The 25,938-nt window shown below is 34.2% G+C and carries 15 protein-coding genes, 2 tRNA genes and 4 pseudogenes; 9 read left to right on the forward strand and 12 right to left on the reverse strand.

Annotation, left to right across the window (positions count from 1 at the left end; genetic code table 11):
* Nucleotides 1-379 precede the first annotated feature (379 nt).
* A complete protein-coding gene (gene dapE / locus OPS21_RS01435) occupies nucleotides 380-1,576 on the reverse strand; it encodes a succinyl-diaminopimelate desuccinylase (RefSeq protein ID WP_264719788.1) in 1,197 nt (398 codons plus the stop codon).
* 42 nt (nucleotides 1,577-1,618) lie between these two features.
* Between dapE and OPS21_RS01440 the strand changes: the two genes are divergently transcribed.
* Nucleotides 1,619-2,932: an iron-containing alcohol dehydrogenase gene (locus OPS21_RS01440; protein WP_265027675.1), complete on the forward strand. Its 1,314-nt coding sequence runs from the start codon at nucleotides 1,619-1,621 to the stop codon at nucleotides 2,930-2,932.
* A 4-nt stretch (nucleotides 2,933-2,936) separates the two neighbouring features.
* A pseudogene (locus OPS21_RS01445) lies at nucleotides 2,937-4,036 on the forward strand (IS3 family transposase).
* Nucleotides 4,037-4,257: 221 nt separating this feature from the next.
* On the opposite strand, the gene OPS21_RS01450 reads toward OPS21_RS01445, so the two are convergent.
* From OPS21_RS01450 to lipB, 8 genes are all read right to left on the reverse strand, one after another.
* Nucleotides 4,258-4,329 (reverse strand) — tRNA-Met (locus OPS21_RS01450).
* Nucleotides 4,329-5,621, reverse strand: a complete 1,293-nt coding sequence (purB, locus tag OPS21_RS01455) for an adenylosuccinate lyase (protein WP_264336256.1) — start codon at nucleotides 5,619-5,621, stop codon at nucleotides 4,329-4,331. Before purB ends, OPS21_RS01450 begins: the two co-directional genes overlap by 1 nt.
* Nucleotides 5,622-5,733: 112 nt before the next feature.
* On the reverse strand, nucleotides 5,734-6,258 hold the full coding sequence (gene rplI / locus OPS21_RS01460; protein WP_063630713.1) for a 50S ribosomal protein L9: 525 nt from the start codon (nucleotides 6,256-6,258) through the stop codon (nucleotides 5,734-5,736).
* A 3-nt stretch (nucleotides 6,259-6,261) separates the two neighbouring features.
* The gene (rpsR, locus tag OPS21_RS01465; protein WP_063630712.1) at nucleotides 6,262-6,540 is read right to left on the reverse strand and encodes a 30S ribosomal protein S18; all 279 of its coding nucleotides are present in this window, start codon (nucleotides 6,538-6,540) and stop codon (nucleotides 6,262-6,264) included.
* Nucleotides 6,540-7,313, reverse strand: coding sequence for a 30S ribosomal protein S6 (rpsF, locus tag OPS21_RS01470; protein WP_143689812.1), 774 nt, complete (start codon nucleotides 7,311-7,313; stop codon nucleotides 6,540-6,542). Before rpsF ends, rpsR begins: the two co-directional genes overlap by 1 nt.
* Before the next feature lie 48 nt (nucleotides 7,314-7,361).
* The gene (gene dnaE, locus OPS21_RS01475) at nucleotides 7,362-10,682 is read right to left on the reverse strand and encodes a DNA polymerase III subunit alpha (RefSeq protein WP_264336255.1); all 3,321 of its coding nucleotides are present in this window, start codon (nucleotides 10,680-10,682) and stop codon (nucleotides 7,362-7,364) included.
* 724 nt (nucleotides 10,683-11,406) lie between these two features.
* Nucleotides 11,407-12,318 (reverse strand): LD-carboxypeptidase, encoded by a 912-nt coding sequence (locus OPS21_RS01480; protein WP_264336780.1) that lies wholly within the window; start codon nucleotides 12,316-12,318, stop codon nucleotides 11,407-11,409.
* A gap of 302 nt (nucleotides 12,319-12,620) precedes the next feature.
* Nucleotides 12,621-13,238: a lipoyl(octanoyl) transferase LipB gene (lipB, locus tag OPS21_RS01485; protein ID WP_264336254.1), complete on the reverse strand. Its 618-nt coding sequence runs from the start codon at nucleotides 13,236-13,238 to the stop codon at nucleotides 12,621-12,623.
* Between the two features lie 237 nt (nucleotides 13,239-13,475).
* Here lipB and OPS21_RS01490 point away from each other — a divergent pair, with 237 nt between their 5' ends.
* Nucleotides 13,476-15,353, forward strand: coding sequence for a hypothetical protein (locus OPS21_RS01490; protein WP_264336253.1), 1,878 nt, complete (start codon nucleotides 13,476-13,478; stop codon nucleotides 15,351-15,353).
* Between the two features lie 261 nt (nucleotides 15,354-15,614).
* A pseudogene (locus tag OPS21_RS01495) lies at nucleotides 15,615-15,953 on the forward strand (phage portal protein); the annotation flags it as partial.
* A 107-nt stretch (nucleotides 15,954-16,060) separates the two neighbouring features.
* Here OPS21_RS01495 and OPS21_RS01500 read toward each other — a convergent pair.
* Nucleotides 16,061-17,160: pseudogene (locus OPS21_RS01500) on the reverse strand (IS3 family transposase).
* Between the two features lie 70 nt (nucleotides 17,161-17,230).
* On the opposite strand from OPS21_RS01500, the pseudogene OPS21_RS01505 reads away from it, so the two are divergent.
* Together OPS21_RS01505 and OPS21_RS01510 are read left to right on the forward strand one after the other, a co-directional pair.
* Nucleotides 17,231-17,899 (forward strand): annotated as a pseudogene (locus OPS21_RS01505) (phage portal protein); the annotation flags it as partial.
* A gap of 53 nt (nucleotides 17,900-17,952) precedes the next feature.
* Complete coding sequence (locus OPS21_RS01510) at nucleotides 17,953-18,402, forward strand: ankyrin repeat domain-containing protein (RefSeq protein ID WP_264336252.1); 450 nt, start codon at nucleotides 17,953-17,955, stop codon at nucleotides 18,400-18,402.
* A 69-nt stretch (nucleotides 18,403-18,471) separates the two neighbouring features.
* On the opposite strand, the gene OPS21_RS01515 is transcribed toward OPS21_RS01510, so the two are convergent.
* Together OPS21_RS01515 and murJ are read right to left on the reverse strand one after the other, a co-directional pair.
* The gene (locus OPS21_RS01515; protein WP_264336251.1) at nucleotides 18,472-20,955 is read right to left on the reverse strand and encodes an AsmA-like C-terminal region-containing protein; all 2,484 of its coding nucleotides are present in this window, start codon (nucleotides 20,953-20,955) and stop codon (nucleotides 18,472-18,474) included.
* A 396-nt stretch (nucleotides 20,956-21,351) separates the two neighbouring features.
* On the reverse strand, nucleotides 21,352-22,848 hold the full coding sequence (gene murJ / locus OPS21_RS01520) for a murein biosynthesis integral membrane protein MurJ (protein WP_264336250.1): 1,497 nt from the start codon (nucleotides 22,846-22,848) through the stop codon (nucleotides 21,352-21,354).
* Between the two features lie 144 nt (nucleotides 22,849-22,992).
* Between murJ and OPS21_RS01525 the strand changes: the two genes are divergently transcribed.
* The 3 genes from OPS21_RS01525 to mnmG all read left to right on the forward strand — a co-directional run bounded on the left by OPS21_RS01525 (nucleotide 22,993) and on the right by mnmG (nucleotide 25,936).
* Nucleotides 22,993-23,068: transfer RNA gene (locus tag OPS21_RS01525), tRNA-His, on the forward strand.
* Nucleotides 23,069-23,237: 169 nt separating this feature from the next.
* Nucleotides 23,238-23,798, forward strand: coding sequence for a hypothetical protein (locus tag OPS21_RS01530; RefSeq protein ID WP_264336249.1), 561 nt, complete (start codon nucleotides 23,238-23,240; stop codon nucleotides 23,796-23,798).
* Between the two features lie 89 nt (nucleotides 23,799-23,887).
* Complete coding sequence (mnmG, locus tag OPS21_RS01535) at nucleotides 23,888-25,936, forward strand: tRNA uridine-5-carboxymethylaminomethyl(34) synthesis enzyme MnmG (protein ID WP_264336248.1); 2,049 nt, start codon at nucleotides 23,888-23,890, stop codon at nucleotides 25,934-25,936.
* Nucleotides 25,937-25,938 lie beyond the last annotated feature (2 nt).

Genomic DNA, 25,938 nt, shown 5'->3' on the forward strand with positions numbered 1-25,938 from the left:
ATGAGTAGCCTTTATGACAGTCAGACCGGGTTTTATGTGAGCTATAAATGTTTAAGAAATTATATCTGTTCAGATCTATGTGAAACCAGTGCTTCTTTTCTTGTTATCCGAGCTGGGATCCAGGTTGACAAAAGCGCTTTACAACGTTTTGTGTACAAAAGCCAGTGTTGCATGACACTATTTGTTCTTACACCCTTTTTGTCTATCTTATTTTGTCACTCTGCTGAACAGATAATTTTCGCCAATAAGCTTTCTACTGAATTTTTGTTATTAAGCTCGCACAGATCAAAGACAAGTTTTGAGTCAAAAATACCCTTAATATTATAATAAGGGGTTGGTAAAATGTGTCTAGTAAGTTTCTTCTCTATGCAACTGCACCTCAAGCTAATAATGGACCATCAGGCGTATTACCAATTACATTGATTTGGTTTAATATTTTATTAGTGGGGTAAAAATAATTTTTTATAAACTCCTTATATATAGCTGTTAATTTATGTATATCGTCTATTGATACGCATTCATTTACCTGATGTGCGGTTTTGTTGATCATACCAAATTCAATTACTGGACAAATATCCTTAATAAACGCAGCATCAGATGTGCCACCATTTGTACTCAGCACAGCATCAATACCGGTAATTTTATTTATCGCATCAAGCATAATATCAGTATTTCTATCAGGAATAGAGAGAAAAACGTCCCTGCTGCTCTGCATAGACAGTTTATAATCGTTAGTCACATTGGTGCATATTGCATCAATCATCTTATATAAAACGTCTGGTGTTTGTGTATTGTTATATCGAACATTAAAACCTGCTGCTATTGAACTAGGTATTAGATTATTAGTATTATTTCCAACGTCGATAGTAGTAATTTCGCAATGTGAAGGCTGAAAGTATTTATTACCAGTATCAAAAGTGGTATCTTTTATCTTACTTAGTATCGATACCATTTTATATATTGGATTATCTGCTAGATCTGGGTAGGCAACGTGCCCTTGTTTACCATGGCAAATCAATTTAAATGTTGCAGAACCTCTTCTACCTATTTTTATGGTATCACCTAATTTCTCACTACTCGTTGGTTCTCCAACTATACAAAAATCTATCTTTTTTTGCTTGCTTTTCATCCATTCCAAAATGGCCTTTGTTCCATGTTCTTCCGTGCTTTCTTCAGCGCTGGTAATCAATGCACTGATTGAACCGCTGAATCGAAACTTACCTGCAACTGAATCTACGATAGCAGCAATAAATGCAGCTACTCCGCCTTTCATATCAGCTGCTCCTCTTCCGTATAGCATTCCATCTCTAACTTCTGGCTTAAATGGATCAGATATCCAATCTTTTAACTCACCTGGTGGTACAACATCAACATGTCCAGCAAAACACAAGTTTGGTACTCCATTTATATATTTCGCATAAAGATTTTTAACTTTATCACCAAACTCTAAAATCTCACATTCAAAACCACTTTTCTTGAGAATGGCTGCTATATGCTCTATTGCCCCATCGTCTTTTGGTGTTATACTTTTAAAAGAAATTAATTTCTTAGTTAGTTCTACAGGGTCAATCTTCATATCAATCTTGAAATACTAACATTACCGTATTGTAAACATTCTATGCGATATTTAAAACAAATATTACAGCACACAGAACAAGTTCTTATAAGGGAAGTAACAGTACTTGCTGATAATATCTATGAAATATGTAGACAATACGGAAATGACATTTTTCTGATTGCAGATGAAAATACAGCAAAACTTTTAAACAAAAACATACTTAATAAAGTTTCTCATTTAATTATTCCAGCCACACCTGTCATTCCAGTGCGTAACTATGATGGATCGCAGTGTCACGCTACTTGGATGACACCAAATAGACTGAACAGAGCTGCTTCTCTCCAAGCTGTAAACCTAGTTAGAAATAAAGCAAAAGATAGTGACTTAATGGTTGCATTTGGCAGTGGCACTGTTAATGATATCTGTAAGTACGCAAGCTATTTAGAAGGCAAAGACTACATATCCTTTCCAACAGCTGCTTCCATGAATGGATATAGCTCTGCAAACGCTTCAATATTAGTTGATGGATATAAAAAATCGTTCGGAGCACATCTTCCAAAGGCAATATACATTGATACCGATATAATTGCCAACGCACCACTACGCCTCACATTAAGTGGATTTGCAGATTTCATCTGCCGTTCAACAGTACAAGCCGATTGGCTATTATCTAATCTATTACTTGGCACAGAATATAATGAACTCCCCTTTAAACTTGTTCGCAATCTGGAGAAAATTTTGCTCAGAGAACACTTGGCACTTGCTAAAAAAGATAAAAGAGTAGTTTTATTACTTATGGAAGCCTTATTGATTTCAGGACTTGGAATGGTGATGTCAAAAGGCAGCTACTCTGCAAGCCAAGGAGAACATATGATAGCTCATGCAATGGAGATGGTAACACAGGATTATTCCTCCTCGTTACATGGGGAAAAAATTGCTGTGACAACGATTACTATGGCTAACTTGCAAGAGGAGATATTGTCAATACAAAACCCGATTACCAAACCGATCACTTTAGATGTAAAACATATAACTCAGTGCTTTGGTAATACCGAATTTATAAAAATTCTAAAGCAGAAGCAAATTATGCAGCAAAAAATTCAAGAGATTATTTGCAAAGAATGGAGTAATATTTCTAGTTTAATTAAGCAAAATTTACTATCTGCAAAACACCTGCAGAAAGTATTTGAAGATCTATCAATTCCGTACTTACCGGAGCATCTTAATTGGAACAAAGAGCAATATTGCAAGGTAGTCAATCTTACATTTGCAACAAGAGATAGATTCACCTTTCTTGACCTAGCTGGTTATAATGCACCCCATAAACTAGACCAAAAAAAAATGGTTGATCCGAGTAGGAAGGTAAAGGGGTAAAAGTATGGCAACAAAAAAATATGAACCAGAGTTAAAAGCAAAGATAGCTTTGGAAGCAATAAAAAATCAAAAAAGCACATCTGAGATATGTAGTGAATATAAAATACCATCAACAAATCTATATGATTGGCGTGATAGAGTATTGGCAAGGTTAAAAGACCTATTTGTTGAAGAAAGTGAAAGTGCGAGAAAACAAAGAATCTTAGCGCAAGAAATAGAAAGTTTACATAAAGTAATAGGAGAATTGACAGTGGAAAATAGTTATTTGAAAAAAAAATTACTGAAATAAGCAAAAAAGATAGAGTAAGGTTTATAGAAAAAGATTCTGATCTATCAATTAGGAAACAGGCTGATTTACTGGGGATTTGCAGATCTAGCCTATATTATAGGCATATAATTAATAACGAAAGTGAAATTTGATTCAAGAAGTATATTTGGCTTCTGATTGCCGTTATGGATATCGTAAAATTACTGCTGAAATCATAGCGAGTGGAGTAGTAGTCAATCACAAAAAAATCTTAAGAATTATGAAAAAAATGAAGATTAGTGGGCTGTATTGTAGAAAAAGATGTAATACAAGTATTAAAGAAAAAAAGCATAAAATATATCCTTATTTACTCAAAGATTTGATTATTTGTAGAGTTAATCAGGTATGGGCTACTATATATTATGGTAGAAGGTAAGTTTGTCTATTTTGTGGCAATAATGGACTTGTATAGTCGCTATATTATTGCTCATTCATTATCACCATATCTCGATGCTGGATTTTGCCTTTATACTCTCAAAGAAGCTCTAAAACAAGGTAAACCTGAGATTTTTAATAGTGATCAAGGAGTGCAGTTTACTAGCTACAACTTTATTATGGAATTAGAGCGTGCTAATATTAAAATTAGTATGGATCATAAAGGACGTTGCTTCGACAATATATTTGTTGAGCGTTTATGGAGAACTTTAAAGCAAGAAGCTATATATTATTATAGACCAAATAGTATCAGAGATTTGAATCTTATAATAAACGATTTTGTTGGTTGGTATAACTATAAAAGGCGACATCAGACTCTACATTATAAAGTTCCTGCTGATCTTTATTATCATAAACAGTAAATGAATATATTGATAAATACTTTAAATGTGTGTCGACGTATTTATCAACATATTCATTTTAAAAATCGGATCACTTTGAAAAAAATGGTCTAGACAAATGGGTGCATTATATTATTCCATATACTATATGAACAACTGAAAAAAAACTTCAGTTAATTGGACAATGAATCACGTTATTTTGTCAAATGCGCTGCTCTTGCCAAACCATAGTTTAGCTTGAGTGGCTGAGGAGGGATTTGAACCCCCGACCAAGAGATTATGATCCTCCTGCTCTACCACTGAGCTACTCAGCCTAATTAAAAACCTTGCTATATATGTAATCTATATGTTTCATATAATACTTCAAATCAAACAAAGACTCAAGTTTTTCAGAGTCAATAATTCCATGCAAGGATTTATCTTGTTTCAATTCGAACAGAAAATCACTGTTATCTTGCTTTACTTTCATTGCATTATTCTGAACAATTTTATATGCCTCTTCCCTAGTTAAACCACTACTTACCAACTCAAGCAATACACGTTGTGAAAAAACCAAGCCTTTTGAAGAATGTAAGTTCTTTTCAATATTTTCCTTATTGATCACCAATTTATCTATCAAATCTGTTAATCGTACTAAAGCAAAATCCATTGCTATACAAGCATCAGGAGCAATGCACCTTTCCACAGACGAGTGCGATATATCTCGTTCGTGCCATAGTGCAACATTTTCTAATGCAGGAAAAACATAGCTGCGTATTAAGCGTGAGAGCCCAGTCAAATTCTCACTTAAAATAGGATTACACTTATGCGGCATAGCAGAACTTCCCTTCTGCCCAGTGGAAAAATATTCAGAGATTTCGCCGACTTCAGTTCTTTGCAAATGACGAATCTCAATTGCAATATTTTCTATTGAGCTTGCAATTACTCCCAAAATTGAAAAGAACATGGCATGTCTATCACGAGGGATGACTTGAGACGATATGGTTTCAGGTATGAGTCCCATTTCTTTCGCTACATACTCTTCAACAAATGGATTAATATTTGCAAAATTACCTACTGCACCTGATATTTTACAAATTGAGATCTCTTTTTGCGCGCTAATTAATCTCTGATAATTGCGTTTAAATTCAGCATAAAATCTAGCAAATTTTAACCCAAGAGTTATTGGTTCTGCATGCATTCCATGACTGCGCCCAACACAAACAATATCTTTATAGTCCTCAGCTTTTTTTTTCAATACTATAAGTAAATTTTTTAGATTCTTGAGTAAAATATCACATGACTCTTTCAACTGCACTGCAAGGCATGTATCTAAAACATCAGAACTTGTCATTCCGTAATGGAGATAACGAACATCAACTCCCGCTTTTTCAGCAATATATGTCAAAAAAGCTATAACATCATGTTTTACAATGGATTCAATTTCGTTAATACGCTCAATATCAAATTCAATAGCACCAGAGAGCTTTTCAGCAACATCATTTGGAATAACTTTTAATTTTGCTTGAGCTTCACATGCTAATTTTTCTATTTTGAGCCATATGTTGAACTTATTTTTTTCTTCCCAAATGGAAGAGATTTCTTTGCGGCTATAGCGTGGGATCATTAGATGATCCCTGTCTTATCTTTGAACATGCTAGATCCCAGTGTGTAACACTGGGACAACAGAAAAAAAGTGCACTGGAATGACAGGAGTAGTTGAAATATTTTATTCACTGCTATTCGTTATTTGTATCTTCTTGTTGCTCAGATTTCTGATTTTGCAACTTTACTTGCCTCAATTCATGTGCATCTTTCTCAGATCTGACAACGTATATAGTAATTGGCACTATCACTTTACTATGTAATTCTATATTCACTTGATACTCGCCCAAATTTTTGATACTTATTCCACCAAAAGATAAACTATGATGACTTATCTCATATCCTTCTTGTAATAAAGTTTTTGCAACTTCACGTATTGTTACAGAACCAAAAATCTTTCCATCCTCTGAAGCCTGCTTTATTAATATAACAAACTTATCATGCAATGATGATGCAAGCACTTTTGCTGAATTTAATTTCTTGATATTTTCTTCTTCCAATAACAAACGCTGTTCCTCTAGCTTTATTAAATTTTCCTTAGTAGCTTTCATCGCCTTTTTTTGTGGAAAAAGAAAATTACGTGCATAACCTGGTTTAACTTTGACAACTTCACCAATCTTACCTAAAGTTGTTATATTTTCCTTTAAGATTATTAACATAAATTACCTAATTTTTTTAGTACAGTAAGGAGCAAGAGCTAAAAAGCGTGCTCTTATAATTGCTAAGCGCAACTTTCTTTGTTTTCTTGCGCACACACCTGTTAACCTTCTAGGTAATATTCTACCATAGTCAGAGGTGAATTTGGACAATAAATCTATATTCTTATAGTCTATGTCCTCATCTTTAGATGCAGCAAGAGGACAGACCTTAGGACGCCTAAAGCCAGTTCTGTTATTTACAGACACGTAAGAATTATTAAAACTATTTCGTCTTTTCATCATTATGCACTTTTCTCCTCAATTTGTTTATCCATCATGTAAGATTTACCTTTAAAAAACTCATTAACCCGTACAGACAAGTGGCGAATAATATTCTCATTCAGTTTTACTCTACGCTCAAATTCATCCATAATGCTTGAAGTAAAACTTATACACATCATACAGTAATGACCACTTTTCATCTTATTTATTGGGTATGCAAAATCCAATAGACCCCAATATTCATATTTTATCAATCCTGAAGCTTCAATATTTTTCAAAAGCACTTCCAGCGTTTTACTCAATTGATTTGAGTCTACTATTTTAAAACTTTTTAAAACCTCTTGAAGGGATTTTATTAGATGTTGTGAAATATTTTCCTTAAAAGCATTTACTACATTATAGATAAATGCACTTTTAGTGTTAGCTCCTGGAAGGTCCATAAAATTTTGTTTTATTCCCGTATCACTTAGTTCATTTTTCAATTCTTTATCGATTCTTGACTTTATTTCTTTTAAATTTGAAAAATCTTCTTCCAATTCAACCCATAAAATTTTTGTCAGAGTTTCCAAAAAATCAGAGTAAACAATCAGACTTTTTTTAATGCTTTCAGTACTTGCCTCTAGCTCTTGTTTTGTAACTGTGCTATGTTCTCTTTCTATGAGACCTTTAACCTCCTGAGAAATAACATCTGCTTTAATATTTTTCAACAAAATAGCCAATTCTTGGACCATTTCTTCTACTTCTTGCTGCAATAAGTTCGGTTGTGCTATAAAAGTAAATTCATAGAGATTCACTATATCTTCCTTTAATATCAATTAAACACTTTATTATATAAAACTTTTTTATATAAGCAAGTTATTTGTATTAATTTCTACGCCTTCAATCCAACTTAAGTGAGATATTTCATAAATAGCTTGGGGGGTGATTGAATATGCACCTGGCAACAAGATGCTGACTTTATGTTTTTCGAGAAGAAACTTTAGCATTATTTTGGTTTTGCCTCCATTTTTCAACACTGAATTCAACTCCTCAGCAACTTTTTGCGAGTCTGCACATACAGCAGTTAAAACTAATCCTTTCATTAGAGAAGTAACCTTTTCTGTAAATTCAGATATGTCCTTTCCTGATAGTCTCGTTGTGTTTTCTGAAATTTCAAGATCAATTATCACAAATGCTCCAGGTGAAAATAGATTCCTTTTTTCTTCTATTATTTCATTATTGTAGAATGCTATTTCAGAAACATTGTGGGGATCAGAAAGTGTTAGGATAACAAATCTTCCACGTTCTGAGGTTCTCATACGCACATTTAATATTACACCAGCAGTTTTTATCGTCTTACTCTCTCCGATAAACCCAATATTTAATTTTTTCAAAAGAGTTTTAAATTTTTTAAGCGGGTGATTAGTTAAATAAAACCCTAGTGAAAACAACTCATGCTCTAATTTTTCCTCTTCATTAAAATCTTCCACATCCTCGAGTTTTGGCTTGAGGACATCAAGATTGCCAAATAAAACAGCTTGATTTGACTGCCTATTTTTATTTGCAAAGTAAATCAATGTGTCTATTGACTCGTATAACTGCTTTCTATTTTGGTGCACACTATCGAATGTTCCAGATTTAATTAAACTTTCTAATGCCCTTTTATTTATTATATGCCCCAAATTTTGAATGAATTCCCATATGTCCTTATAAGAACTTGAGCGTGCATTTACTATTCCTTCTGCTATAGCAAAACCAACATTACGCAAAGCAGCAATTCCGTAGCGTATGTGCTCACCCTCTATTGAAAATTCAGCCTTAGATTTGCTGATATCAGGCGAAAGAACAGCAACTCCACTGAATTTTGCAGCATGATAAAACAAATTCAGTTTGTCTCTATCATCAATATTGAGATTCATCAAGGCCGTAAAAAATTCTAGCGGGTAGTTAGCCTTAAGGTAAGCTGTTTGGTAAGATATAATCGCATATGCTGCAGCGTGGGATTTATTAAATCCATAACCAGCAAATTTTGCAACAAGATCAAAAATATAACTTGCCCTGTCGTAATCAACACCGTTTTTTGTTGCTCCTTGAACGAAAAGTTCACGTTGTTTATCCATCTCTTCCTTAATTTTCTTACCCATGGCACGTCTGAGTAAATCCGCCTCTGCTAAGCTATATCCAGAGAGAATACGCGCTATTTCCATTACCTGTTCTTGGTAGATTATTACTCCGAATGTTTCTTTTAACACCTTCTCAAGCAATGGATGAATGTAATCTGGCTTTTCAAGTCCATGCTTTCTTGCAACATAAGTTGGAATGTTATCCATAGGCCCTGGGCGATAAAGAGAAATTAAAGCGATGATATCTTCAATGCAGTCTGGCTTTAGTTTGATTAAAGCTTCTCTCATTCCCGAACTTTCAAGCTGAAACACTCCGATTGAATCACCTCTTGAGAGCATTTCATAGGTTCTTTGATCAATCAAAGAAACCGAGGAAATATCAAATTTTTTTTCATCACGATTAATTAAACGACATACATGATCTATTAGTGTTAGCGTACCAAGTCCAAGAAAATCAAATTTTATTAACCCAGCTTTCTCTACATATTTCATGCTGTATTGAGTGATTGGCAGAGCCGAATTTGGATCATAATAGACGGGAACAAAATTTTCTAATTTTTGATCGCATATTACAATTCCAGCAGCATGAGTTGAAACGTGACGATATATTCCTTCGAGCTTTAGTGATATATCAAGAAGCTTTGCAATTACCTCATCACTATCTCGTTCTTTCTGCAGGTTTTGATCAAGCTCTATCGCTTGCGATAAAGTTACAGGATTTACTGGATTAAATGGAACCATTTTAGATATTTTATCCACTTGAGAGTAAGGCATTTGCAATACTCTACCAACATCACGCAATACTGCCCTTGCTTGCAATTTTCCAAAAGTGATTATTTGAGCAACATAACCGTACTTTTTCTGAACATAATCAATAACCAGGTCCCTTTTCTCTTGGCAGAAATCGATATCAAAGTCAGGCATTGATATACGATCAGGGTTTAAAAATCTTTCAAAGATCAGACCAAATTTTATTGGATCAAGATCTGTAATCTGCAAGCTCCAAGCAACAATTGATCCAGCACCAGAACCTCTTCCTGGTCCAACTGGAATGCTATTTGCTTTGCTCCAACGAATAAAATCAGAAACTATCAAAAAGTAGCCAGCGTAGTTCATCGAAGTTATTACGCTTAGTTCGTAATTCAGCCGATCGTAGTATTGTTTAAGGTTTATGTCTGTTTCATTTGCAATGCGGAATTCTAATCCTGCAACTGCCTGCTCCCTCAGTTCTTCATTCTCAGTTTTATTTTCTCGACAAGGAAATTTAGGCAAGATAGGCTGCCTGCTTCTTGGCATGTAAGAGCACCGCTTAGCTATCACTAAAGTGTTATAAATTGCTTCGGGAATGTCGCTGAACAGTTCCTCCATTTCTTCCACAGATTTGAAGTAATGCTCGGTAGTTAACTTCTTTCTGTTATTCTCCAGGGCATAACTGCCCTCCGATATGCACGTTAATATATCATAAGCTTCATAATCAGATCTATTTGAAAAAAACACATCATTCGTTGCCACTAGTGGTATATTGCGCTGATAAGCAAAATCTATTAAAGCTTCTTCAAGCTCTAGCTCTTTATTCAGCCCATGACGCTGCAATTCAACATATAAATGACCATCGAATGCTGAAAGCAGTTTTTCAACCGTTTCTTTGTCTTGCTCCAATAACAGTTGAGCCAAACATCCACCAGTTAAGGCGATTAGACCTGTATTAAAACTTAATAGCTCATCAAAATCAACGTAGGGAATATCGCTGCTATTTTTGCGCTTTTTAAAAGACTCACTCACCAAGGTGACTAAATTAGTGTACCCTTGTTCATTTTTTGCAAGTAGCAGTATTGATAAATTTTGTTCTAAGTGTCGAACGATAATATTGCATCCTATTATTAGCTGTATTCCCCTATTAGCTGCATATTCTGCAAATTCAAGTGAGCCAAATAAGTTGCCTGAATCAGTAACTGCAACTGCCGGCATTTTGTTCTGCAAACAAAGACCAATCAGCTCCTCAATTTTAACCGAACTCTCAAGCAGAGAATAAACGCTATGAACACGTAAGTGTATGAACATAAAAAATTTTAGATTAGCAATAGTTAAGGATAACATTAATTTACTTATAAGGATATGCAATAGAGTCAACTTGACAAACCTCATCAGTCTTCTTATCATGACAATAAGAGTATTTATCCTTGTTTTTAATCTCTGCAGATTTAACAACAAAAATTCAGTAAAAAACTCAGGTATATATTGGCAGATTACATAAAATTATAGCGGCTGCATGTCTTTTTTATTTTTTCTACATTCAGCCAAAACGCGCTTTAAATAAGCGTTAGCACATTATTACAATGCCGATTTACATTATAAAACTCACTACTGGGGGATTCTTTTGCCTTTTTTTCGCTTGGTGAATTTTTTAATATTCTGGATTAGTTAGGAGTCCTATAGAGATGTCATTTCAGTGCTTCTTATTACCTGTTCTGGATCCCAGTGTCAGCTACTTGGATGACACTGAAGGGGTTACTCGAATGACAAGAATAAGGAGTACTGGGATGACAAGAAAGCACTGGTTTCATATGCATCTGATAAAAAAGATGATGTCATGCAAGTAGCTGACACTGGCATCCAGTTTTTTTTGTGCAATTCCGTCAAAAAAAAGCGCTTTCGTGTTTACCAACTTAGTTGGATTCCAGTGTCAAGCTACTCGGATGACACCAAAGAGGCTACTCGAATGACAAGAAAGAGGGCTACTAGGATGACAACGAAGGTGCTGGAATGAAAGGAGTGTTAGATAAAGCTACTTGTATAACTGTTGCACATCCATAAACTCCTTCTCGTTTTGAACGCTAATGGTAGCGTGAGTGTTGAAGGGTAAAGGGTCATTTATATGTCCATGGCCTACTCCTTTCATTGTAAATACTGGAAAGTTGACACTTTTTGCAAACCTTTCTTTTACAATTTCGACAAGATTATCATTATAACAGTTAACAAAGTCACCGAATATTACTGCATCTACTCCATCAAAAATATGAGCTTGTTTTAGGTGATCTAGACTGCGCTCAATTGAATATGGATAAACTCTTATGTCTTCTAAAAATAGAATTTTGTTTTTTGCGTTTATTTGCCAAGCAGTTCCTATGCTATTTTCAACCAAAGTCATATTACCACCGATGATTTTAGACTCTAATCTGCCATTTTTTAGTCTAACTCCATTATTTATCATCTTTAAGTTGTCAAATCTGATAGAGTTGCGTTGGTTAAGAATTAATTCTTTTAATTTTTCAACAGAGCTTTCAGCAACAGAGTTATTTACTATCATTTCCAACATGGTACCGTGAAGAGTTTGCCAGTCATATTTAACTTGCAGATAAATATGTAAAGCAGTGATATCACTATAGCCTATAAGAATTTTTTTGTTTTGAGCAATTCTTTCTTTTTTATCATTGGGCAGCTTTTCTAGGTAAGGAATTAGCCGAGAAGCCCCTTCTCCTCCTCTGATACACCAAATTATTTTGCTATCATCAGTGAGAGCATTAACCAAATCATTCGCTCTAAACTCATCAGAGTTGGAATAAAATGGATTGTCATTACTGTATATTTTCTCCGAAATATGAGGACTAAAACCTAAAGTTTTTACGGATTCTTTTATAGTGGGCAGATCCGATTCTTTTCCCTTCGAAGAAGGAGCGATAATATCAACTTGGTCCATTGCATGAATATCTGTGTTAGCACCATAGCTGTACGAACATTCATTTTTGAAGACAGCAAATGGTGTCATTCCAGTGCTTGACACTGGAATCCAGAAATTTTGCTTATAACTGAGCTGATGAGCTAAAGGTAGTTGTCTTACGCTAAAACAAACGTTTTTAATTAAGTTGCATAGAAGCTGGATCCCAGTGTCTGGGCACTGGGATGACACCCCACTGGTGGGAATTGCTCCCAAACTACAACGTTCGTACAGTTGTGTGTTAGCACATAAAGTGAAAATAAAATATAAAAGGTAAATGATCATTAAAATATCTTATGAAACTCTTGCTTTAATATATCATCTAATTCGCAAAGAGAAACTTTTACTCCTAGTTTTTCCATTGATGTAACGCCGTAATCTTTTAGTCCACAAGGAATAATACCCTTATAGTGGGAAAGGTTTGGAGAGACATTAAGTGCTATGCCATGATAAGTTACCCATTTTCTCAAGCGAATGCCAAAAGCTGCTATTTTTTCTTCTACTCCGTTGTTGTTCACCCAAATGCCTATTCTATCTTCTTTGAATTCTCCGAATATATTAAAGTGCTTTAAGACATTTATGATCCAATTACTTAGGTCTCTGATATATAGTTTTATGTCACATTTGTTTCTTTTTTTAAGATTTAGCATTAAATATATAATGCGCTGCCCTGGTCCGTGATATGTATATTTACCACCCCTACCTGTTTTATATATAGGAAATAATTTTTCAATAATGTCATCATCTGTTGCACCGATTCCTGCAGTATAAAGTGGAGGGTGCTGGAGCAGCCATACTAGCTCATCAGATAAATTATTGTAAATTTGTTGAATTTTTGCTTCCATTAATTTTATAGCATGGTTATAATCAACAAGTTGGTTAGATATTAGCCATTCCGTCATGTTCAATTTCTTTCATTAAGCTTCATACTACTCAATAAGTAACCTGATTTTCAAGCAAGTTTAGGTTGTTAGTGAGCTTTTAAAGCTTTTCATATAAGGCTTTGTAACGAAAAAAGAGGAGCCATTGCCTGATGATAAAGAATTTGACATATGTTGCTAGATATACTAATATTATTAATAAATACTTAACATTCATGTTAAATTAAAATATTTTAGTTAATTTTATAGGAGAATTTTATGCTAGGTACAACACAAGAAACTCAAAATGAATTAGGTAAATTTAATTCAGAACAATGGGATAAATTTGTAAAAGACTCAATTGAAAAAAAAAACGAAGATTTAGAAGCAGTAAAAGAACAATCTAAGAAAAATAAAGAGGAGAATGCAGAAGTCCTGGAAAAACATTTTCATGATAGAACACTGCAGCCTATAAGCGAGTTCAAGAAAGTAGGAGAGAAAGAAGCGGGCTGCAGCTCAGGGTTTCAAGCAGAGCACGAGTATAGCGACAATGAAGGTGACAAGGCAGCTTTCATGGTTAAGTCTGTTCTAAACCATACTCTGACAAAAGAGGAAAAACAGTCTAAGTTAGCACAATTCAAAGAATCTTTTTACAAAGGATCAAGAAAAGCTACAAAATTGCAAAATCCTTATTTGCCAAATTTTGTGATAAATAATAATCTTGATTTATTATGGCAGCAAGTAGAAAGCGATATATGTTATGATGACCTTAATATTGCTGATTTTATCAGGGAATATGTTGCTGGTGATTTATATAAGCTGTTTTTATATGACAGAGCTCCAATTGTTGAATTGGTAACAAATAACGATTTGCCAAGAGAAAGATTTATAAAGTCCGACACACAAAAAGGAAAAGGCTATAAGCCAGGGAAATACGACTTAGAACGAGATGGAAAGGAACGTGAAGGATATGTGAAAGGAAAACACATTTTCAAAGATCAATTTAAAGAGCGCATTGAGCAAGAGAAAAATCAGGATAAGCTTCATCTGAGATCAAAGTTTTTGGACAAATTTACAACATTAATGGATCTTCAGGAAAAAAGAAAAAATTACCAAGATGCAGAAGGTTTTGAGAAAATACTGGCTGCTCAAATATTACTTGGAGAGGCTGATATTGTGACCCCAGAAAATTTTGGTGTAATAGAGAAGGAATATGAAAATGCAAACGGTGAAAAAGTAAAAGAAAAACTCTGGGCAAAAATTGATCATGGTAGGTCACTTTACTCTTGTGTTAACAATTGGAGTCAAATCTTCTTGTATGACTTTAAAACCTTGTATGGAATTGAAGTGGATTATGAAAGGTTAGCACTTGAGTTAAGCGCATATGTTAGGACTATATCTGAAAATGAACAACTGATTGAAGGGTTAATAGATAAAAAAGTTAGTAGTTTAAATCAACTTCTAAATCCTGAAATGAAATTTACTCTTAGATATGTTTCTCGTAACATGCCGGCTGTTTTTTGTAAAGAAGTGTTTAGTTACTCAGCTGAGTCTAAGGGGTTTGTATCTGATAAGGGTAATAGTTTAGGTAGTTACTTTAAGCAGAGGTTAAAGAGTCAAATTCAGACTATGAGAGAATATTCAGAAGTACTACATGTTACATCAGCGATTGAGAATAATTTTCAGAGCCTTACTGTTAATTTACCAGCATTTTTCAATTCTCAAATTAAAGATCCATTGATCTGGGCAGTAGAAACAGGTAAAAAACTTGATGGTAAAGACCCTATAATCTGGGCAATAGATAATGGTAAAAATATTGAAGGAAAGAAACCAGGGAAATGTGCAGCAGAACATAATCTATTAATTAATGGGAAAAATCCTGAAACTTTCGCAAATAAGGTGCAGTTAGCGAAATTTGTAAATAAAGCTTCACTGCCAATTGCTGGGCTGGCGATTGTTGCTTGTACTGGTTTTATTATTGCAAATCTAAGTATGGCGTTGATTATTTCTGCAGCTGTGGTTGCGGTAGTTGCTGCACTTATTGTTAAGCCCATTGCTTCATATGTACAAAGAGACTTGTTACAAAATAGTATTGTAAGTAGAAGTCTTAACAACCCAAAAGTTGAGGAATTTCAAAGAGAGCCTCAGCTTGCTTAGTAGAAGTGATACTTATGCCTTCAGAGGAGGTATAAGTATTCTTTAATTGTGATACTCAATTTCTTTTCTCTTGTGGTACTATTCCAGTGCTTGACACTGGGATCCAGCTTTTTCATAATCATCAAAATGTTGATTACTTTTATACTCACAAATTTAACTGGATCCCAGTGTCAAGAACTGGGATGACATCATTCTTGTAACACTAATTGATATAATTCAACTACAATTTCAAATTTTTAACAAAATTTTCAGGAGGCACATATGAATTTTAACATTTTTCAAAGAAAGAAAAGCAGTGAATACTCTGCTTTGCAACTAATGATGGAACCAAGTTGGAGTAGGCGCGATTATGCAAGTTTTGCTGAGGAAGGCTACATAAAAAATGTCATTGCCTTTCGAGCAATTAATATGATCGCAAGTGCTGCATCTTCGGTACCTTTTATTCTCTGCCAGCTTACTGACCAGGGAAAATCACAACTAAAAGCACATCCGTTACTGAAGTTACTTTATTCTCCTAATCCAATGACATCAAAATCAGAATTTATTGAGGGGATTGTAACTTATCGGTTAGTTAACGGCAATTCTTATATATTGATTATAATGCACCAATTTGTCTAGACCATTTTTTTCAAAGTGATCCGATTTTTAAAATGAATATGTTGATAAATACGTCGACACACATTTAAAGTATTTATCAATATATTCATTTACTGTTTATGATAATAAAGATCAGCAGGAACTTTATAATGTAGAGTCTGATGTCGCCTTTTATAGTTATACCAACCAACAAAATCGTTTATTATAAGATTCAAATCTCTGATACTATTTGGTCTATAATAATATATAGCTTCTTGCTTTAAAGTTCTCCATAAACGCTCAACAAATATATTGTCGAAGCAACGTCCTTTATGATCCATACTAATTTTAATATTAGCACGCTCTAATTCCATAATAAAGTTGTAGCTAGTAAACTGCACTCCTTGATCACTATTAAAAATCTCAGGTTTACCTTGTTTTAGAGCTTCTTTGAGAGTATAAAGGCAAAATCCAGCATCGAGATATGGTGATAATGAATGAGCAATAATATAGCGACTATACAAGTCCATTATTGCCACAAAATAGACAAACTTACCTTCTACCATAATATATAGTAGCCCATACCTGATTAACTCTACAAATAATCAAATCTTTGAGTAAATAAGGATATATTTTATGCTTTTTTTCTTTAATACTTGTATTACATCTTTTTCTACAATACAGCCCACTAATCTTCATTTTTTTCATAATTCTTAAGATTTTTTTGTGATTGACTACTACTCCACTCGCTATGATTTCAGCAGTAATTTTACGATATCCATAACGGCAATCAGAAGCCAAATATACTTCTTGAATCAAATTTCACTTTCGTTATTAATTATATGCCTATAATATAGGCTAGATCTGCAAATCCCCAGTAAATCAGCCTGTTTCCTAATTGATAGATCAGAATCTTTTTCTATAAACCTTACTCTATCTTTTTTGCTTATTTCAGTAATTTTTTTTTCAAATAACTATTTTCCACTGTCAATTCTCCTATTACTTTATGTAAACTTTCTATTTCTTGCGCTAAGATTCTTTGTTTTCTCGCACTTTCACTTTCTTCAACAAATAGGTCTTTTAACCTTGCCAATACTCTATCACGCCAATCATATAGATTTGTTGATGGTATTTTATATTCACTACATATCTCAGATGTGCTTTTTTGATTTTTTATTGCTTCCAAAGCTATCTTTGCTTTTAACTCTGGTTCATATTTTTTTGTTGCCATACTTTTACCCCTTTACCTTCCTACTCGGATCAACCATTTTTTTTTGGTCTAGTTTATGGGGTGCATTATAACCTTTAACCCTTTGAATGATTGGTATGGACTTTCACCAATTGAGGCAGCTGCATATAGTATAGATCAGCATAATCAGGCTGGTGCTTGGAATCAGGCAATGCTGCAAAATGGAGCAAGACCAAGTGGTGCAATAGTTGTAAAATCAGAAAAGGATGGAAGTGGTGGAAACTTAAGTCAAGAGCAGTACCAACGCTTAAAAGGACAGATAAATGATCATTATTCAGGTCCTGTCAACGCTGGAAGACCTATATTACTTGAAGGGGGACTAGAGTGGAAGGAAATGAGCTTATCACCGAGGGATATGGATTTTATTGAATCCAAGCATAGCTCAGCTCGTGATATTGCGCTAGCTTTTGGCGTTCCGCCGCAGTTGCTTGGCATACCAGGTGATAACACTTACAGTAATTTAGTTGAAGCACGCCTTTCCCTTTGGGAACAGACAGTCTTACCAACGCTAGAAAATATTATTTGTCACCTGAATTCTTGGCTAGTGCCCAAGTTTGGCAAAGATTTATGTTTGTCGTATGATAAGGACGCGATAGAAATTCTCATGGAAAAGAGACAAAAGATGTGGAAATACGTAGAAAACGCAAGCTTCATGACACTCAATGAAAAAAGGGAAGCATTTGGCTTGCAACCATTACCGGGTGGTGATAAGTTGAATTGATATTTATATAGTGTAGATATTTATACTAAGCTGTAATAAACTGGGGGTATTTTATGTATCAAGAACAAGGAAATTCAGTAAGTAATTCTCGATTTACTCTTCCTCATATAGAATTGTCATCGAGACGCAAAGCAAATATTAATGCAGCAGATCGTAATGGTGAAACTCCTTTACATTACGCTGCTAAAAGAAATCGCTTAGAGCAAGTGAAATTATTGCTTGAAAAAGGAGCAGTTATTGATATAAAAAATCGTTTCGGTTATACTCCTTTATACTATGCTGTTCGTTCAGGCCACACAAGTATGGTAAAATTATTGCTTGAAAAAGGAGCAGATATTAATACATCAAGTAATTCTTGTGTTACTGTTTTACATTTATCTGTTCGCGAAGACTATAGGGAGATAACACGTTTATTGCTTGGAGAGACAGAGAGTCCAAGCACAAGCTGCAGCGACGCAAGCATTGAGAATGTACAAACAATCAATCAGTCTTATCATTGGTGAGAGTAGAACATCTTTTACTAAGGTCTAACTTAAAGATAGATGGTCCCTTAAATCCTATATCTAAATGAGTTAACTATTTTTCTTGCTAACTAATAAAGTGGTAAAGATTTGATCTACATCAAAACTCATCTTAGGGTGCCAAATAGGGCCATCTAAGTGTGCCTCGATATAAAGAGGACTATTATGATTTGGTAGTATGAAAAAGAGTCTGAATATAGAAGTTAAGGAGAAATTAGATAAGATTAAATTAGAAGAGATAGAACCTGATGCTTGATCGATACTAAACTGTGAACTAGTTGAACATACACCACTGTTAATACTTACTTTTCCACTAATATTTTCAAAAAGCGTACTGCCATTGTATATATCAACATAAGCAAGCTTGGAAATTTCAGGTTTATTCTTACTGCTTAACAACTTAGTGATGAATGAATTAAAATCCACATTAGTAAATTCTATTTTCTGTGCTTGAAAGTTTACATTTCCTGATAAGTTACTAGCCCAATCATCAAAGCTTGTTCCTTGAGTTTTGATTTCACCACTTAAGCTTATCTTGCCATTTATGTTATTAACTCCTATAACTTCCTTGGTGTCCAAATTTGCAATAGAAAATTTTGTGTGAATTGAGCCTGCTTTTAGATAACCCTGAAAAAACATTTGTCCATGTTCTAGTATGTAACTTATCTGTTTGATAGTGATAGTGTTGTTTCTTATCACTGTATCCAAGTTAAAATCTTTTAAGACGTTTTGCCCAATTTTAAATTCTGTAGTTTTGATTTGCACGTTTGCATCAAAATCTCCTTTCTCATCTAAAAAATTAAGCTGCTTTGTTGACCATTGAATTTGATTTATTTCATTTCTTGAGTTTCTTTTTACCTCTAATAGTTTTGGTAATTTAAAGATATTTCCATTAAATTTATTACCTGTAAGGTTTACGTCTAATAAAGGCTTAGTGTATTTTTGATCCACTAATATTTTTACACTACCGGTAATGTCGAAATCTTCTCCGAATAACTTTATTTTATCTGCAACTAGCTTGTTCTCTTGTATTTTTAATGAAAAATCCAAATCTTCAATTTTTGTACCATTGAATATAGAATCTTTAACACTAGTTCTTATATTTACATCATATTTAAGATTTTTCAGCCATTGCACTTTGCTGAATAATGAATAATCATATTTATCTATATTAATGTTATGCATGCTAAATTTACTATCGATCATATTGTGTTTTTTTGTGTGATTTACCTTAATTGATCCTTGCCAAGATTCTTTGTTATTTAGCAATCTGATATCTGAAAGAGATAATATTCTAGGTGCTAAATATAGTTTAGAACTTGCTGTAAATTGACTTTTCTCTCTTTCTTGCATCTTGATAGAAGGTAAAATATGTGAAATGAACGACTCACCCTTTATCAATATATCACCATTAAATTCAGACAAGTTGCCATTGTTTGAAACTTTTCCTGATAAGCGAGATATATTATTGGTTCCAGGAAACTGAAGAAGAGTATCAACGTTTATTTCGCCATTAGCAAATTTTAGCGTAGCATGAAATTTGTCCAATATCCTGTTTTGATATTGAATATTTGAAGCTTCCATATTAAAATCCAAGCTCAGGTTCTTTGGCACAACCTCTCTAAAAGATTCTAAAAGACCCTTCATATCTGTTGTTTTGTGTGAGCCGTTTTTTAGGTCGACTTTACTAAAACTAATATTGATATTAGTATGATCACTTTTTCTATCATTTTGTATTATACCAGTGCCTTGAATGCTTTTGGACTCAATTTTTAAATCAGTTGCCGTAAACTCGCTTTCATTGAGATTGATATTGGATGATATCTCAATATTTTCGCTGGGAATCACATAAGAAAGGAAGCTAAGATTAATGATTTTTGCTAAATTGCTCACAGAACCGGAACTGTTATTGATTGTCAGTATTAAATTACCCTGTTGATTTCTATTACCTTTAAATAGCAAATTTGCAAAATTTGAATCAACACTAATGTGTACATTATTTTTTGTGACATTAACCTTTCCAGAAAAATCGTAATTGTTGTCACCAATCTGTACTTCACCAAAAAACTGCTTATTTTTTTTTATAGCAACTTCCTTGATGTTAATAGTATCGGCGTTAAAACTTATTTGGCTGTCCTTTATTAATATATCAACTATATTATCATTGGCTTTCGTATTTATAATATTAAGTAAATTTTCTTTGTTGCTTTTCATGCCCAAAAATGAGATTGACTTTGGTTGCAATGAAAATGAAAACAACGATGGCCTTATTTCAATTTTTTTTGCACTAATTAAATCTGATAATTTTTGCTCCTTGTTTTTGTTGTATTGTACATATACATTGTGAATAGTAAGTTTTGGAGTAATGAGCGAAACTTCAATTTTTCCTCCAACATGTACTTTAGCATCATACGTCTTCTCTAACTCTTTTACGATATATTCTCTGTAGCCACTCCAATCCTTAAAAGTTGCAGCAACGTGCATGAGAATTAATAGCAACGAGATTGATAATATGGCGTATAAAGAAAGTTTCATAATAGACCTCTCATTCCAGCATCCCTTCTCTTCTTGTCATCCCAGTCTGGGATCCAGGAAATTTGATTAGACATTAAGTTAATTAGCAAAAAAGTAGCTATTCTTATGTTAAAACACAGCATTTTTACATGAGAAGCTGGTCTGATGAGCACTGGGTTCCCAGTGGAAATTGCTCTCAAACCACAACACTTATACAGTTGTGTGTGTGACACTGTGATCCAGTGTGACTTAAATAAGGTTTTCCAGATTATATAATCAACAAAATTTCTGGATCCCAGTGTCAAGCACTGGGATGACAGGAATAGGTGCTGGAATGACAGGAATAGGTTATGGGATGAAAGGAGTGGATATTGGAATAGTAGCTGAAATGACATATAGCAATACAAAGGGTGTAATTTATACATATTTCAAATTATTCAAATTTCCTCTAAAAATTAGGTAAAGAGTGATAGAATAAATAATAACACTCAAAGCTATTAAAGTTACTAAATAAACAATACGAGCTAGCCCTCTATCGAAAAACAACCCTGCTGATAAGTAATTAGAGAGATAAAGAACTATTGACATAACCAATGTTGCAGTGAGAATTTTTACAATATTTATTAATAATGCTTGGCTAAGCTTATACATCTTATTTATTGTTAAATAATTAATCAATAAAATAGAATTTATCCAAGTGGAAATGGAAGTAGCAATAGCAATTCCTATATGTTGGTATTTGTTCATTAATATGAGATTTAGTATTACATTAATTCCAAGGCACGTTAATGAGAACATAGTTGGTATTTTTAGCTTTCCCCTAGCAAAAAATGTGGGTAGCAATACTTTATTTATAATAGATGCGGGTAAAGAAAGAGAAAATGCTACTAATGTAGGAACAGTTTGCTGCACTGCATAATAATCAAATCGGCCGTAAGAAAAAAGCGTAAGTAAAATTATGTCAGGAATAATGATAAAAGCAGCAGTTATTGGCATAATTAATATTAACCCTATATTAAGGGCCTTGTTCTGTATTTTGACTATATTCTCAGTATCATTTATTCGTTTTGAAATCAGAGGAAGAAGTACTGTACCAATTGCAGTGCCAATTACTCCTTGCGGTAGTTGATTTAGTCTATCGGCATAATATATATAAGAAACTGCATTTGGTATAAAACTCGCCATGATTGTGTCAATCCATACACTTATTTGTATTACACAATTGTTGATAATTGCAGGTATCACACGCTTGAAAAACAACTTCACTTCGTTACTTAATTCTAAACTAAAAGAAAAGAAAGCCTTTAATTTGTATGCACTAAATATTATTAAAAGTAGCTGCAAAATCCCTCCAATCAGGACAGCTATAGAAAGGTTATGAGCCGGTGTTTCAATGTAAGGTAAAAACAAACTGATGATTAAACAGAGGTTCAAAATGATTGGTGAAATAGCTGTTGAAGCAAAATGCTGTTTTACTTGCAACATTCCACCAATAAGTGATGCGATTGACACGAAGATTATGTAGGGCATCATAATTTTCGACAAAGTTACAGTAAAGGTAAATTTATTTTGGTCAAATCCAGGAGTGAAGGTTTTGATCATGTAAGGGAAGAAGGTTTGTGTGATAAGGCAAAAAATTACTAGAATAATAAACGTAATGGATATTACACTACTTGCGAAATTAAATGCCTTTTTATTATCATATGACTCTGCAGAGTATAATGGTATGAATGAGGTAGTAAATGCTCCCTCTGCAAAAAACGATCGAAATAAATTAGCAAAGCGAAACGAGGAAAAGAATATATCTGCAAGAGAGGTTGCACCAATAACCGTAGCAATCAATACATCTCTTATTAGCCCTAAAATTCTTGAAATAGCTGTAAAAAAACTAAATGTGAAAATACTTTTAAACATATCACGATTTCAATACGATTAACTATAATGCTAAAAGCATAAATGAAAATGTTTATTCGCTAAACTTAAAACTCTATGCAAAAGTAGGTAGCATAAATAATTAATTGACTATTTATGCTTGTGTGTTAGAAATTTTATACCTTGGCGGGCGTAGCTCAGTTGGTAGAGCGTCAGTTTGTGGTACTGAATGTCGCCAGTTCAATCCTGGTCGCTCGCCCCACTAAAAATTTCCACTTTACATAAATATAAACATTCTCTATTTTTGCAAAGCCATTATTTGCCGGTAGCATTTTTTGTCACTCCAATGTGCTGCTTAGATGGCTGAGAGTGAAGAGAGTAGTTTATGATTCAGAGTAAAATGGCATTTTCTTAATTAGCGAGGGGATTGTATGTATATTTGTTTGTTAACTTATAGTATAGTGTCAGCACTAGGAGTATTAGCTTGGTGGTTAAGTTTTGACACTTCATCACCTTTAGCCATAGGTGGAATTGCTGGTTGTATAGCTCCAGCATTGATTGCGGTTTTTCACGTAGCATGTTTGCTATATAAGTTTTGCAAAAGAGATCCTGTTGGGGAAAAGCATGAAAAAGCAGCAATTCTTTTGAGTATTACTATATCTGCAAGTGCTATAATTGGAATTACACTTACTGCAGGTGCAGCTTCTATTTTTCCTAATCCAATAATAGGATTTACATTTATAGGTACAATAATAGGTCTAATAGCACCGATTTTAGGGCTTTTTGCAACTGTAGCTATAATGCATTGTGCAGATAAAACAGCAATTACATCTGCAGTAAGTGCAATTTCTATTACAGATTCTACATATGTCAAAATATCTCAGGAAGAAGAAGTAGATGAATGTATTACCTTTCCGGAAGAAGAAGTTAATAAAAGTATCATCTTTCCCAAAGTTGAAAAAGTTTTTTCTGCGAGAGAGACGGCAGTTTGAGCTAAGTTAGTGTGCAATGTTGTAATCTGTAAAATTTGACATCAATCACTGATAGTTGGAATATTATAGAGTAGGAATTACTCAAGAAGATGCATAAGTACGATGTAGTGGTAGTAGGTGGCGGTCATGCCGGGTGTGAAGCAGCTACAGCTGCAGCTCGCCTTGGTGCAAACACACTACTTATAACTCACAAAATTTCAACTATAGGAGAGATGTCTTGTAATCCAGCAATTGGAGGAGTTGCAAAGGGTGTTGTAGTTAGAGAAGTAGACGCCCTTGATGGAATAATGGGGAGAGCTATCGACCGAGCAAGCATACACTCGGTCGTTTTAAATGGCAGCAGAGGCGCAGCGGTATGGGGCCCACGTGCACAGGCAGACCGAAAATTATACAAAAAAGCAATACAGGAAATTATTCTAAATTATAACAACTTGACAGTAAAAGAAGAGTCAGTTGACGATTTTCTTATCGAAAGTGATAGCAATGGAGAATCTTATATAAAAGCTGTAATAACAGACTCAGGTGAACGTATACTGACAAGCAGAGTTGTTTTGACTACAGGGACTTTTTTACGTGGTGTGATTCATATAGGAGAGCAAACAACTCCTTCTGGAAGAATGGGAGATAAACCTGCAATAGAGCTTGCAAACACGCTAAAGAAGTATGATTTTAAACTGGGCAGATTACGTACCGGAACTCCACCGAGGCTTGATCGTGGCACTATAAACTGGTCGGTATTACAAGAACAAGTGGGTGACAATCCACCTACACCATTTTCTTATCTTACAGAGAAAATTAACCAGCCTCAGGTTTCATGTTTTATTACTCATACTAATGAACATACACACAAAGTAATTCGAGAGAATCTTCACAGATCAGCTTCTTCATATTTAGATAACGTTATTGCACCAAGATACTGCCCATCAATTGAAACTAAAGTTAAAAAATTTGCAGAAAAAAATAATCACCAAATATTTCTAGAACCAGAAGGGATTGATGATAACACTATATATCCAAATGGAATTTCAAATTCATTGCCCATCGAAGTGCAGTATGAAATGATAAAGAGTATAAAAGGGCTTGAAAATGCAGAAATATTAAGACCTGGATATGCAGTTGAATACGATTATATCGATCCACGAGAGCTATTTCATACTCTCGAAACTAAGAAAATTAAAGGACTATATTTTGCTGGTCAAATTAATGGTACCACTGGATATGAAGAAGCAGCCGGGCAGGGAATTATTGCCGGAATCAATGCAGCACTCTCTTTATCTCAAAAAAGTTTTGTTCTTCATCGTACAGACTCATATATCGGTGTAATGATAGACGACTTGGTCACTAAGGGAGTTGCTGAGCCTTACAGATTATTCACCTCACGCGCAGAGTACAGGCTGGCGATTAGGTCAGATAATGCAGATAGAAGGTTGACACAAAAAGGTTATGACATTTCCCTTGTATCGCATGAGAGATACTCTGTTTTGCAGGGTAAACTTAAATCCATTAAGCAACTTGAGGAGAAATTAGAGAGCCTAACAATTACTCCTGAGCAGCTCAGGTCCTATGGCATTAAAATATCTTATGATGGAATAAGAAAAACAGCATTAGATTTGCTCGGTTATCCAAATATTGACTGGAATAAATTACGAGAAATATGGCCAGAGTTAAACATGGGTTCCAGTGTCAGTTACTTGCATAACGCCAAAGCACCTCTTCCTGTCATCCAAGTAGCTGACACTGGGATCCAGTACTTGAATGATGATGGAATGGATGCAGTTGACACTGAAAAAAATGTAGATTCCAGCGTCATGTGCTGGAATAACACTATAACTGATAGCATAGCCAAGAATGAAATATATGAAGCAGTTGCAATTGAAGCAAAATACAAGCCTTATTTAGTAAGACAAGAAGCAGATATGAAGTTTCTACAAGAGGAAGTTAATACTCAAATTCCAACTAATTTCAACTACTCACAGATTAAAGGCTTGTCAACTGAAGTGATAGAGAAGTTGCAATCAATAAAACCGGCAACAATTGGCATTGCAAAGCAAATACAGGGCATCACTCCAGCAGCAATAGTTAGCATATTAGTGTACCTTAGGAATAAGAAAACGAAAATAGCTGCTAATTCTGCGTAAGG

Source organism: Wolbachia endosymbiont (group B) of Chorthippus parallelus (genome assembly GCF_947251815.1).
Taxonomy (GTDB): Bacteria; Pseudomonadota; Alphaproteobacteria; order Rickettsiales; family Anaplasmataceae; genus Wolbachia.